The organism is Psychrobacter sp. ASPA161_9, assembly GCF_051970275.1.
In the GTDB taxonomy this organism is placed as follows: Bacteria; Pseudomonadota; Gammaproteobacteria; order Pseudomonadales; family Moraxellaceae; genus Psychrobacter.
In genome coordinates this window covers 130633-142856 of the sequence record NZ_JBEFNI010000002.1, presented here as the reverse complement: position 1 = coordinate 142856, position 12224 = coordinate 130633, and the positions used below count along the sequence as shown (strand labels likewise).

Genomic DNA, 12224 nt, shown 5'->3' with positions numbered 1-12224 from the left:
TTCGCTACTTACTTATAGCGAACGGCTTTTTTGTGAGTCATATTAATATTAAAAATTATCCGTCTTTTATATCAAAAAACTATTTAACACTTCAGCCAATAAAGCTGCCGCGATTAATATAAATATTACTCCGCAACTACGATTCAACCACGTTAAGCGATTGCCCATATCAAGCCAACTCGCTAGCTTTTTGCCACCTAGTGTATAAATAATTTGCCAAATCGTCTCACTCAAAAATAATCCTATTGTTAATAAGATATATTGTGGCCATAGCGGCGCACTAAAATTGATGAATTTAGGAAAAAATGCGGCGAAAAACAAAATCGCTTTTGGGTTAGATAGCGATACCCATATACCAGTACGAAATAGTGTCATATTGCTCGGCGATACTTTAACTGCCGCACTCGATAGTGAGCGTGGCTTAGGCATATTAGCCGTATGTTGCATAGTAGTAGGATAGTCAGCAGCCACCTCCTTCTCCATTTCTCTGGCATCGCTCATCAAGCTGCCATCACCGGCATCGCGCCATGTACTGATACCCAAATAGATCAAATACGCTGCACCTACTGCTTTAATGACCGTGAGTAGCCAAGGTGACTGGCGACTAATCACATCCAAGCCAAGTAAGGTTGAAAGCAGTAAAATGAATAAACCAAGGCTTAACCCTGCTAACGTCCAGAGCGTCCGCTTCACCCCATAGTTCATGCCATATTGAAACGCTAGTAGCATATTGGGACCGGGGGTCGCTGAAATAAAAAACGTACTTGCAAAAAACACCGCAAACAGATGCCAAGACATCAACCAACCCCTAATTCTTAATTATAGAAAATTTAAATACTTAATGCTAAGCTGCTAAAAAATAAACACCGCCATCAAGACGGTGTATTTTATGCCCATTCATATCAAATATAAACGGTCTGCTATCTAATGAACTAATTAACCGTACAGCTATCTAACAACTTCTGTAAAAACCCATCACAACGCTCAATTTCGCTCAGCTCTACATACTCGTCAGCTTTATGAGCCTGCTCGATACTACCGGGACCACAGATAATCGTTGGGATGCCAGCATTGGTAAATTGCCCGCCCTCAGTTGCATAAGCTACTTTATGACGTTTATCATCGCCCGTCAGTGCTGCTATTAACGCTTGTAGCTCAGCACTGTCGCTATCGGTCATTGCTGGCACGCTTTCTTCTTGCATCAGCTCAATGCCGGTATCGGCAGCGCGTGCTTGCATTTGTGCGCTGAGCTCTGCAACCTTTGCTTGAATCGGCGCGAGGATATCGTCTTGTGTCATATGCGGCAGATTGCGATAGTCAAAGGTAAACTCACATAGATTGGGGACAATATTGGTCGCCGTCCCACCCTTTATCGTGCCCACTGAAAGTGTCGAATAAGGCACATCAAACAACGCATCCCCATCATCAAGAGCACCGTCACGATGGCTCAATTCTTCCGCCAAAGTATCAACATAACCAATCAAACGACTGGCATAGCTAATGGCGTTAACGCCTTGTTTGGTCAATGACGAATGTGCAGACTTGCCATGGACGCGGCAACGATAAACAGCGATGCCTTTATGTGCCACAACCATCGTCATCTTAGTTGGTTCCCCAACAATACAATAATCAGGTGTGATACCGCGCGCTTTTAAATCTGCCAATATTAAGGGCGCACCTAAGCAACCAACTTCTTCATCAAATGATAAAGCCAAGTGCAATGGACGACGTAGCTGACCATTTCTAGATAGCTTCGCAGCTTGTGGCAATAGCGTCAATGCGCAAGCAATGAAGCCTTTCATATCGCAAGCACCGCGACCATATAGTTTGTCACCACGAATGGTCGCTATGAACGGCTCTGACGTCCATTCTTGTCCATCAACTGGCACGACATCAGTATGACCCGATAGCACAAGACCATTATTTACTTTATCAGCGTTTGCCCCTGCTGGCACAGTAACGAATAGATTGGCTTTATTTTTAGCTTCATTAAAAGTCAAATCCACCGTTAAACCTAACTGCTCGCAGTAGGCTTGTACATCTTCAATTAATGCTAAGTTTGAATGCCGACTGACCGTATCAAAACCAATCAAGCGCGTTAACCAATCGATACTTTTAGATGGATAGTCAGTATTTTTAAGTTGGCTATCATTATCATTTGAAATCATAGGATATCCTTATCAAAATATAATACCGATCCTAGAAATACGATTAGCTATATCAAACTTGCTAAGCCTACAAGATGTAGTACTCGCATTCGTTTTCCTTGCTACTGTAATTTTTGGGATGGTAAAAAATAAAAAACGTTAGCCTTTTTGGAAAGAACGCTGGTGTAACTGTTTTACTTCTTCGTCTAAGCCTGCAACCGGACCATCTACTGGTACGTTCGGCGCCACTTCTTGAATTGACAAGGTATTGATGGGAGATGAGGATTTGATGCCCATCTCATCCATCCATTCGCCTAACTGTTTTGAGGAGCTAACGTAGACGATACGCCCCAATTCTGCCCAGGCATGAGCAGCAGAGCACATGGCACAATGCTCACCTGAAGTATAAACCACCGCTTTTGCACGCCCCTCTAGAGTCATATTTTCCGCCGCCCATTTCGCGACAGCAATCTCAGGATGGTAAGTTGCATCGACCGTATTGGCACGGTTACGATCTTCACGCAATACATGACCCTCGCCATCGACCAACACACTACCGAATGGCTCATCGCCTGCTTCTAAAGCTTCAGCGGCAAGCTCAACACAGCGACGCAGATGTTGCATTTCATTGTCGGTTATCATAATGCTACTCTTATTCTACTTCTAATAAGTTGTTTAGTAATTAGTCTTACTCTTGAGACAGTTTAAATCTTAATTATGTGGCTCGCAAGTTAGTATAAAGTAAGTACAAAACGGTGCGAGCCACGTGATCAGAAATAGATATATGCAGAGTTGTTGAGTTTTATTAAGTATTTACGATGGATTATTCTGATTCATTACATCCAACACAGGTGGCATAGGCTTTGGTAACTTACCTTCCGCTTGCAATTCTTTAGTTGTTTTAGCATCCATAGCGAGACCTGAGATTAGCGCCAACTCTTTAACAGGTTTGCGTTTGCGGGTGGCAAAGCTCACAGGCACCATACGCGCAAACTCATAAATATAAAGGTAGGACTCTTCGCCGCCCTCATACTCTTCATCTTCTTCAAGACGAATACCGCCAATCTTAGCCAAATCCATTAGCATCTCATTTTCTTCGCTAGTTAGGCGACAATCAGTGATACCAAAACCTGTCATAAAGCCATTTGCCCACTGTTTTAACGCCATCACGCGCTCATACAAGTCATGCTCATCGTCAGGTACTAGTGGCGTATACGCATAAGCGTCGTCTTTGTCTTTGAGCTGAAATACCGTATCCTCTGCCTCTTCAGTCAACAAAGTCAATGCAGCATCTGGTAACGGCGCAAAGCTCAACTCTGCCAATACGGTCGCCCATTCTTGCTCAGTAGGCGCGTTGCAAGCCGTCATCAATCCAGTCATCAAACCATGTAGCTCACAAATACTCACGTCAGTCCAATCTTCAATCGCATTTGACCAAGTATTCCAGCCAGAGATATTGTCATTCATAATAGTTGTCCCATCAATTAGTTAGCAATTATTCGTTAAAGACAGTCGCAACCTTACGATATTTGCAAGACTGCGACTAGTAAAAGTAAAAAACAAAGCTCAATACGTGCAATTACTTTGTTGATATAGATATTATGCGGTCACCTATGGCATTATTAAACGTAACGAAGAAAATTCATCCACGCATGACTTGTTAAGGATAAAAACTGACTATGTATGATCAACTTAAAAGCCTAGAAAAAATGATACTCGATATAAAAAAGCAGTATCAGCTCGTCAGTGCTGAACTTAGCAGCCTAAAACAACAACCTAATAGTGACCCAAAAGAGCTGGCCGCCCTCCAAACCAAGCTTGATAGCAGTAGCACTGAACGTGATAACGCTAAAAAACAGCTGGGCGATCTAGATAAACGCTATCAGAACCTTGCTGAAGCCCATCATATGATCGGTGAGGAACAAGACAAGCTGCAAAAACAGCTGAGTGATTTGCAACAACAAAATAGCCAATTACAACAGCATAATGATGAGCTCAAGCAGCAAAACAGCGACATCAAAAAACAAAACCATGACTTGCAAGAGAAAAACCAGCTCGCTGCCGAACGTACGCAAGTCGTATTAAAACGGTTGACGCGTATTGATCAAATGGAAGGTTAAGCATTCTTTAAATACATGCTTTATATAAATGATACTGCGGCGTGTCATATACTGATAGCGCCACTCTACTCATATTATTTTAACGACGTTAACTTGTAGGATCTTTTATGACTGATAATAATAGCAACGCCACTCAAAACGACAAATTGCAATCTGAGCAGAATCAAAAACAGCATGAGCACGCTGACAATGCTAAATCAACCAGTGCGCAAGCAGTAACTTCTAACAATACAGCTTCTAATGCCAGCACAAAATCTGCGGCTCCTGAACCACAAATGAAAAAAGTCGATATCGTCATCGCCGGGGTAACTTATCAGATTTATTGCCCAGTGAATGAAGAAGCAGAACTACGTTCAGCGGTCTACTACATCAATGACTTTCTTCTAAACATTAAAAGAGAGGCACCGAATTTAGGTCAAGAGAATTTACTCGTATTATGCTGCTTGAACCTTTATGAAAAAATCCATGCGCATAAAAAGACAGATAACGAGACTGCGCAAGCGTCCAAACAAGCTGAAGCACTACTCAGCAAAATTATGAAAGATGCACAGTCTATTTTGTAAATTTAAACACAGGCTCTTATCTTTCTTTGATAGTACAGCATCCGATAGTGTAGAAAGCAATGCGAATTATCATTTGTAACTCTTACCAGCATGGAAGTCTGCTTGATGCTCATAGTTGCAAAAGAATAATTCTTTATTAGCTTCAGCATTGCTGTCGCTATTTGCAGCTAATATAGGCTTGGTTTCAAGGACGCCGCGATATTCAGCTAAGCTGTTGCCGCAGAAATTACAATGACGCGGTGTGGTCACATCGCCCTCTTTTGGCATCATGCTTTTGGGCGCTCGTGGATACATGAACTTATAAAAGCCCCACATCGAAATCCAAATAATAATGATGATAATAATCGCAGCGAACACAGGAATGCTCCTTGGTTTGGCAGTTAATGCGCTATGGGGATATAGTCAATTCACTCTAAAAACGTTACAGCGAGGCTGATAGAAATTTTTGCAGCCTCTGTCTGCGTAGGCACAGCAAGCAAGAACATTTTCATCAGCCTCGCATGGAACTAAAATGCATGATACTTTTATTTAATATAGGCTATAGCTATGATGTAAAGTTTACTGTAAATCATGCTACTAGTACAATCAATGCTCTGTCTACTTACTGTCGGACTAATTATTAAAAAGCTTAAAGCATTTCTTACCTGTGCATAAAAAAACTGGCTACCTATAGCCAGTTTTTTTATGCACGCTGTTTAATACATAGTTTTTGTCGATAGCATTTCAAATGGCTTAAACAACAACCTTACAGCTGCAGCTCACTAATATCAGCCACGGTTAAGAACAGCGACCGTACCTGATTAAGCAACGCTAAGCGATTGTTTTTAAGCGCAGCATCTTCACTATTAACCATCACATTATCAAAGAACTGTGTCAATGGTTCATCTAAACTGGCTAGTGTTTGCAATACTTGCGTGTAGTCAGCCTTTTCGAGTAGTGGTGTCACCGCTGTTTGCGCTTGACGAACGCTACTATATAAAACCTGTTCGGCAGGTTCAGCTAGCAATGCCTCATCCACCTTATCAGCAACGGTTACTTCTGACTTGGCTAAAATGTTAGCCACGCGCTTGTTCGAATCAGCCAACATTGAGGCTTGCGGTAACTCGCTAAAAGTCTGTACTGCACGAATACGCTGATCAAAATCGAGCGGCATGTGCGGATTAATCGCCTGCACCGCCTGAATAGTATCGACGCTGACGCCTTGCTCAGTATACATTGCTCGATAGCGTGAATTTAAAAATGCCATTACTTGGGTAAAGGTATCGCCCATTTTAGCAATCTTACTGCCTTCAGTGCTGGTATAGTTTTTAATTGCCTGCTCAACCAAAGCGACCAAATTAATCGGCAGCTGCTTTTCAATCAAAATACGCAAAATACCAATCGCCGAACGACGCAAGCTAAACGGGTCTTTTGAGCCTGTTGGTGCTTGGTCTATCGCAAAAATACCGACCAGAGTATCCAAGCGATCAGCCAGTGCTAAGCAAATACCAATCGGCATTTTAGGTAATACATCACCACTAAATTTAGGCAGATACTGCTCTTCCAAACTTGCAGCAACGGCAGCAGGTTCGCCATTTAAGCGCGCATAGTAAGTCCCAGCGATACCTTGCAACTCAGGATACTCACCAACCAGTGAGCTTGCCAAGTCCGCTTTTGCCAACATCGCCGCACGTACTGTTTCCTCAATATCAATTTGCGCGCCTTGTTGCTGCATGAGTGTGGCAACAAACGCGGCAAGCTTGGCAATACGCTCAGACTTCTCCCAAATCGTACCCAGTTTGTCTTGGAATACGCGAGTTTTGAGACTTTCAGTCAGCGCAAATAATGGCTGCTTTTGATCTTGTAAAAAGAAAAATTCTGCATCCGCCAAACGCGGGCGCACGACTTTTTCATTACCCTCAATGATTTGCTTAGGATCTTTTGATTCGATGTTAGTAATAAAGATAAAGTAAGGTTGCAGCTTACCTTCTTTATCAGTCAGACAAAAATACTTTTGATCCGCTTGCATAGTCGAGATAAGCGCTTCTTGCGGTACTTGTAAAAAGCGTGATTCAAAGTCAGCTCGTAGCGCAATCGGAAAATCAACCAACGCCGTCACTTCGTCTAACAGATCCTGCGGTACAATCGCATTAGCATTTACTTGATTGGCTAGTGCTTTGACTTGGTTTTTGATGAGCATTTGACGTTTGTCAAAATCAGCAACGACTTTAAGACCTTTTAATAGCTCTTCATAGTCATTAGCATGAGCAATGGTATGATAATCAGGACTATGGAAGCGATGGCCACGGGTTTGCGTGCCGGTTTGATGGCCTTGGATAGTAGCATCAATGACAGCGTCATCCTGCATCAATACTGCCCATTGTACCGGACGAACGAATTCTTCCCTTGACGCACCTGAGCGCATACGTTTGGCTATTGGCAGGTTATCAAGCGCGGTCTGAAAAATAGTAGGCAGCAGCTCCGTGGTCGCTTGACCATGAACCGTCTGCTCATAGCCGACATAATCACCTTTATCGGTGATAATGGTCGTAAGCTCGCTTGCCTCAATACCTAGACCTTTAGCGAAACCCAGCGCTGCACGCGTCGGATTGCCATCAGCATCAAATGCGGCTTTAATCGCAGGGCCACGCTTTTGCTCAGTACGGTCAGGTTGCTTATCACTGATACCTTCAATCTGTAACGCTAAACGGCGCGGTGCGGCAAATGCTTTTATACTATCAAAGCTAATATTAGCTTCTGTTAGCTGTTCTTTGACGCTGTTCTCTAATGCATCGCGTAAGGGTTTTAAGCTCTTTGGAGGCAGCTCTTCACACCCCAGTTCAAATAATATGGTACTCATGGGATGCTCCTATTTATTGTTGTTAGTTGATTGGTTTTTATTTGACTCTTTAGTTTCAGTTGCCGTTTCAGTCTTATCTTTTGGCAAATACTTATCTAAAGCTGCTTGACGGTGGTCGTCATCTGCCAATGGGAAGCCCAGCTTGGCACGCGCTTCGACATAACTGACAGCCACTTTACGAGCTAAGGTACGCACACGCAGAATAAAGCGCTGACGTTCAGTCACTGAAATAGCACCACGCGCATCGAGCAAATTAAAGGCATGTGAGGCTTTTAACACCATCTCGTACGCTGGCAATGGCAAACCTGCTGCAACCAGCTTATCTGCCTGCTCTTCGTAAAAGTCAAAAAACTCGCCCATCTTTGGCACATCAGCGTGTTCAAAATTATAAGTGGATTGCTCAACTTCATTTTGATGAAAAACATCGCCATAAGTAACACGGCCAAATTCACCATCTGCCCAAACCAAATCATAGACGCTATCGACGCCTTGCACATACATGGCTAAACGCTCAAGACCGTATGTAATCTCACCAGTCACTGGGAAACACTCAATACCGCCAACTTGCTGGAAGTAAGTAAACTGCGTCACTTCCATACCGTTTAGCCAAATCTCCCAACCAAGACCCCACGCACCGAGCGTAGGCGACTCCCAGTTGTCCTCAACGAAACGCACGTCATGCACCAACGGATCGATACCGATGGCTCTTAGTGAGTCTAAATATAGCTCTTGGATATTAGGTGGATTAGGCTTTAAAACCACTTGGAACTGATAATAATGCTGCAAGCGGTTTGGATTATCACCGTAACGACCGTCAGTTGGGCGGCGCGAAGGCTGGACATAAGCGGCATTCCAGCGTTCAGGACCTAGCGAACGCAAGAAAGTAGCAGTATGAAAGGTACCGGCGCCGACTTCCATATCATAAGGCTGCAATATCACGCAGCCCTTGTCAGCCCAGTAATTCTGTAAGGTTAAGATTAAATCTTGGAAAGTCATCGGTTGAGAATTCATAAGAAGATCACTATGGAATTAGGAGTGTTAGACCGAACCTGATAAACATTTATGCTCATTGTTCGTGCAGCGCATCCGGCTACATATCTATTTGCCTGCTCACCTTACTAAAAAATGGATATTTTATCCATATTTACAGCAACTAAATTTATCTTACGTTTCAAATATGACAAAAAACGCAGCTATCTTAGTAAATCAATTATCTAGTAAGTTATAAGGTTTAGAATCACATAGCAAAAAAAATACCCAGATGAGTTAACATCTGGGCAGGAGGAAAAGTGTATCGCTGCTATCCTGTTATGGTCAGGCTTTTTGCTTTTTGTGGGCTACTTCGTATCAGCTGATATTTTTTATTGTTATTAATTTTGCGTTGTTAAACTTCATACTATCGGTAAAAATGTACTACTGGTAAGACTGGTTAGAAGCCTTAGGCATGACAATCCACAAAATGATATAGATTAAAATACCCGGTACTGCGGCGCTTAGAGTGGAAATTATTACAAATAGAAGGCGTACCCATGTTGGCGACCAACCTACATATTCTGCAATACCGCCCATCACCCCGGCGATCATACGGCTGTTCTGTGAACGATGCAATTTTGCTAACTTAGCCAAAGCTTATACCTCTCTTCTCAGATTTCTTTTTAAAATTTCGCTTAATATTATTATTATGAAATTTTTAAATATTACAATTAAGAAGTTAGTCTAATATTGTTTGAAAAACATATTCTAATAGCTATCTTTTAATTGCTTCTTACTCTTCTTAACTTACGAACAATTATAGCAACTAATTAAGCTTTATCTGTTAGCGGTGTAGGTATGGTTTGTGACTTTATGCTACTTAAACTTGCCCTAACCTGTCCTAAATGGCCTGTAACTACCTGATTCTAAATAATTATTTCAAAATGTTTCAAGAATCGCTTTGTTGCTCCTATCTTACTACTATTCTACTGGCAGTTTGCTATATACTTTTGACTTCTCATATAAGACTGCTAGATTGATACTTTAATGACTAACGAAAACTAAATAATCGAATTATTTATATACGAAATTAGTGCTATATTTTTGAAATTTATGAAGTAAATTAAACAGTTAGTTATGAACAAGTAATTATGAAAAAGCAGCTACAAGCAAGTGATTATAAATAAAAACATTACTATAAGTGCTGCTCTGACAGCTTTTATTGGAAATAGAAATATCTAACGATGAAAAACGTTATGATTTAAACAGACTAAACTATTTATACAGGCTAACAAAAACCAAGCAACAGTTTACAATAAGGCACCTGTATCAAGGTGTAAAGCTTTATATAGTCTGACCTTAATAAAATCGCTATCCAATGTAATGTGTAATAGAGAATCAATGAAATATTGTATAGTCAGTCCTAAATAAAAGAAGTACAAAGATTATAATGCGCTACTAAGATGATTTTTACGCAGCCTCTGTCTGCGTAGGCACAGCAAGCAAGAAAAAATTATCTCAGTAGCGCTGTATTTATTTTTATAGCGGATCGACTATATAAGTAACTTTTTAGGTAAAATTTTAGGAAATATTATGTACGATAATGGCTTGATGATTGGGCACTTTGAACCACTACATTTAGGGCAGATGCGTAGTATTTTGGATGCTGCAGGGCAAGCAAAATCCTTGCACATCATCATTACCGCTCATCCGTCACCGCACCCAGATTTCACTATTACGCTACAAGATAAAGCGCGCTGGCTCCAGATGGCTTGTGCAGATCTGCCATTTATTCACATTCACACCACTCATGAGATTGAGCTACCACTACATGACAGCTTCGATGATGTGACAATCGATATTCCTGCTAGCAATGTCAAACTACAACGTGTAATTGAGGCACTAGACTTATCGGCAGAGGCTGTTTTATTCGTCGCGGACAATCATCCAGTGGCGCAGAGCAATATTCAGGAGCAATTACTAATGAAAGTGGTGACTACCCCGCTCCAGCCAGAATTTGACTCTTATGCTATCGCTCGTGATCCCGTCGCCCATTGGTCAGCGATTCATCCACAAGCGCGCGGTGATTACACAAAGACGGTCGCTATCGTTGGCGGTGAAAGCTCAGGGAAGACCACCTTAGTTCATAAACTTGCTAACTATTATGGGGCAAGTTTTGCGCTAGAGATGGGACGACTGTATGTCGGCACGGACTTAGGCGGCAGTGAAATTGGGCTACAATACAGTGATTACGGACCCATCGCGCTCAATCATGCTCAGGCTATGCGAGATGCTGCTGCTGTGGCGACAGCGCCTGTCACTATCGTTGACACTGATTTTGTGACCACACAAGCATTTTGTGAAGAGTATGAAGGACGTACCCATCCCTTCGTTAGTGCCTGTATTGATGAATTTCGCTTAGACCATACCATTATGCTGGATAACAACACGCCATGGGTTGATGATGGCATGCGCTCATTGGGTGACCCTGATGCACGCGGACGTTTTGAGCAGCGCCTCGTCGATATTTTTGCACGTCACAACATAGCGCCGCATTTGATTGATGAACCCGATTATGACGCCCGCTATCAGCAAGCGCTAATCCTTATCGATCAATATGTTTATGGCAAAAAACCATGACTAGCAGGCTCAAAGGCACCAAATTTATAGTCATATTGCTTTTGTCAGTATTTTGCTGATACTCATATTTTTTAGGAAAAGAAGTTATGCGCATTCAGCTATTGGACAACATTACCGGAAAGTGGGCCATGCAATGGATTGTCATCTGGTTCATTTGCGGCGTTATTGCTTTATCTACAGGATTTTGGCTTACTACAGAACATACAACACTCGATATATTTTATTTGGGTGTATCCTTTGTCGGTTTGGTCTGTGTAGTGTCGTTATCATTCCGTAAAAACGTCATGGGTAATGGCCTTGGTATGGCAGCGACCGCTGGCGAGGTGGTCGTACAAGCAACTTCTGGTGCAGTAGGCTTGATGCTGGCACCTTTATTTAACTTTTTTACCCATGTTTACGGATTATTTTATTGGTCCAAGCATACTGATCTTGATGGTGATATGGTACCTAAGTCAGCCAGTAAATGGGTCTGGCTTATCACAGCTGCGTTTATTGCCATTGGCTTAGCGCTATTCCCAGTGGTTAACGATCTACTTGCCAGCTATGGCTATGCCGTCGTAGAAGACGATAACAGTAAGTTCTTAGGGATAATCTCGTTCTTTTGGATTAACGTTTTAGCCTTCGTGCTGTCTATTACAGCACAAGCAGCAATGATTCTGCGCTATTCATTTAATTGGTGGCTTTGGATTATCGTCAACTTCGTCTGGTTGATAGTAAACTTGATGTCTGGCAACTATATTTTTGCTATTCAAACGATGGTTTATCAAGTTAACGCCTTCATCGGCTTGTACGAGTGGCATCGTAGTGAGCAGACTTCCTTAGAAGTCTAGGTTTAACAAAGACACTAGATAGAAAATAGATCTGCTAAAACAAGCTCTTATGACTGTATGGTCTAGCTGATAATGTGGTAGATCATCGCAAATAGTGCTACAACTAGTAGTTC

The 12224-nt window shown here is 42.1% G+C and carries 12 protein-coding genes; 4 read left to right on the top strand and 8 right to left on the bottom strand.

All coding sequences use genetic code 11. The features are described 5' to 3' along the window. Positions 1-66: 66 nt before the first annotated feature. The 4 genes from ACTQ9S_RS03680 to ACTQ9S_RS03665 all read right to left on the bottom strand — a co-directional run bounded on the left by ACTQ9S_RS03680 (position 67) and on the right by ACTQ9S_RS03665 (position 3614). Positions 67-798: a LysE family translocator gene (locus ACTQ9S_RS03680; RefSeq protein WP_068329295.1), complete on the bottom strand. Its 732-nt coding sequence runs from the start codon at positions 796-798 to the stop codon at positions 67-69. A gap of 134 nt (positions 799-932) precedes the next feature. Beyond that, on the bottom strand, positions 933-2168 hold the full coding sequence (gene argE, locus ACTQ9S_RS03675; RefSeq protein ID WP_440453813.1) for an acetylornithine deacetylase: 1236 nt from the start codon (positions 2166-2168) through the stop codon (positions 933-935). A 138-nt stretch (positions 2169-2306) separates the two neighbouring features. After that, complete coding sequence (locus tag ACTQ9S_RS03670; RefSeq protein ID WP_440453811.1) at positions 2307-2789, bottom strand: nucleoside deaminase; 483 nt, start codon at positions 2787-2789, stop codon at positions 2307-2309. A 171-nt stretch (positions 2790-2960) separates the two neighbouring features. Next, on the bottom strand, positions 2961-3614 hold the full coding sequence (locus tag ACTQ9S_RS03665) for a UPF0149 family protein (protein WP_440453809.1): 654 nt from the start codon (positions 3612-3614) through the stop codon (positions 2961-2963). A gap of 212 nt (positions 3615-3826) precedes the next feature. On the opposite strand from ACTQ9S_RS03665, the gene ACTQ9S_RS03660 reads away from it, so the two are divergent. Then, positions 3827-4267: a hypothetical protein gene (locus ACTQ9S_RS03660; protein WP_068329300.1), complete on the top strand. Its 441-nt coding sequence runs from the start codon at positions 3827-3829 to the stop codon at positions 4265-4267. 107 nt (positions 4268-4374) lie between these two features. Further along, positions 4375-4830 carry a cell division protein ZapA gene (locus tag ACTQ9S_RS03655; RefSeq protein ID WP_068037608.1) on the top strand — a complete coding sequence of 152 codons (456 nt, stop codon included), beginning with the start codon at positions 4375-4377 and terminating at the stop codon, positions 4828-4830. A 69-nt stretch (positions 4831-4899) separates the two neighbouring features. On the opposite strand, the gene ACTQ9S_RS03650 is transcribed toward ACTQ9S_RS03655, so the two are convergent. From ACTQ9S_RS03650 to ACTQ9S_RS03635, 4 genes are all read right to left on the bottom strand, one after another. Beyond that, the gene (locus ACTQ9S_RS03650; protein WP_440453807.1) at positions 4900-5187 is read right to left on the bottom strand and encodes a hypothetical protein; all 288 of its coding nucleotides are present in this window, start codon (positions 5185-5187) and stop codon (positions 4900-4902) included. Between the two features lie 388 nt (positions 5188-5575). Further along, positions 5576-7669 (bottom strand): glycine--tRNA ligase subunit beta, encoded by a 2094-nt coding sequence (gene glyS / locus ACTQ9S_RS03645; RefSeq protein ID WP_440453805.1) that lies wholly within the window; start codon positions 7667-7669, stop codon positions 5576-5578. Positions 7670-7678: 9 nt separating this feature from the next. Next, entirely contained in the window at positions 7679-8665 is a 987-nt protein-coding gene (gene glyQ, locus ACTQ9S_RS03640) for a glycine--tRNA ligase subunit alpha (protein WP_440454032.1), read from the bottom strand. A 417-nt stretch (positions 8666-9082) separates the two neighbouring features. Further along, on the bottom strand, positions 9083-9295 hold the full coding sequence (locus ACTQ9S_RS03635; protein WP_440453803.1) for a PspC domain-containing protein: 213 nt from the start codon (positions 9293-9295) through the stop codon (positions 9083-9085). Positions 9296-10198: 903 nt separating this feature from the next. On the opposite strand from ACTQ9S_RS03635, the gene nadR reads away from it, so the two are divergent. After that, on the top strand, positions 10199-11281 hold the full coding sequence (nadR, locus tag ACTQ9S_RS03630) for a multifunctional transcriptional regulator/nicotinamide-nucleotide adenylyltransferase/ribosylnicotinamide kinase NadR (RefSeq protein ID WP_440454030.1): 1083 nt from the start codon (positions 10199-10201) through the stop codon (positions 11279-11281). 86 nt (positions 11282-11367) lie between these two features. Beyond that, positions 11368-12111 carry a nicotinamide riboside transporter PnuC gene (gene pnuC / locus ACTQ9S_RS03625; protein WP_068329307.1) on the top strand — a complete coding sequence of 248 codons (744 nt, stop codon included), beginning with the start codon at positions 11368-11370 and terminating at the stop codon, positions 12109-12111. The last annotated feature ends 113 nt before the right edge of the window (positions 12112-12224 follow it).

What these genes read in the sequence shown, in the direction of transcription:
- ACTQ9S_RS03680 (WP_068329295.1), bottom strand. Translation starts at nt 798, where the DNA reads ATGTCTTGGCATCTGTTTGCGGTGTTTTTTGCAAGTACGTTTTTTATT.
- argE (WP_440453813.1), bottom strand. Translation starts at nt 2,168, where the DNA reads ATGATTTCAAATGATAATGATAGCCAACTTAAAAATACTGACTATCCA.
- ACTQ9S_RS03670 (WP_440453811.1), bottom strand. Translation starts at nt 2,789, where the DNA reads ATGATAACCGACAATGAAATGCAACATCTGCGTCGCTGTGTTGAGCTT.
- ACTQ9S_RS03665 (WP_440453809.1), bottom strand. Translation starts at nt 3,614, where the DNA reads ATGAATGACAATATCTCTGGCTGGAATACTTGGTCAAATGCGATTGAA.
- ACTQ9S_RS03660 (WP_068329300.1), top strand. Translation starts at nt 3,827, where the DNA reads ATGTATGATCAACTTAAAAGCCTAGAAAAAATGATACTCGATATAAAA.
- ACTQ9S_RS03655 (WP_068037608.1), top strand. Translation starts at nt 4,375, where the DNA reads ATGACTGATAATAATAGCAACGCCACTCAAAACGACAAATTGCAATCT.
- glyS (WP_440453805.1), bottom strand. Translation starts at nt 7,669, where the DNA reads ATGAGTACCATATTATTTGAACTGGGGTGTGAAGAGCTGCCTCCAAAG.
- glyQ (WP_440454032.1), bottom strand. Translation starts at nt 8,665, where the DNA reads ATGACTTTCCAAGATTTAATCTTAACCTTACAGAATTACTGGGCTGAC.
- pnuC (WP_068329307.1), top strand. Translation starts at nt 11,368, where the DNA reads ATGCGCATTCAGCTATTGGACAACATTACCGGAAAGTGGGCCATGCAA.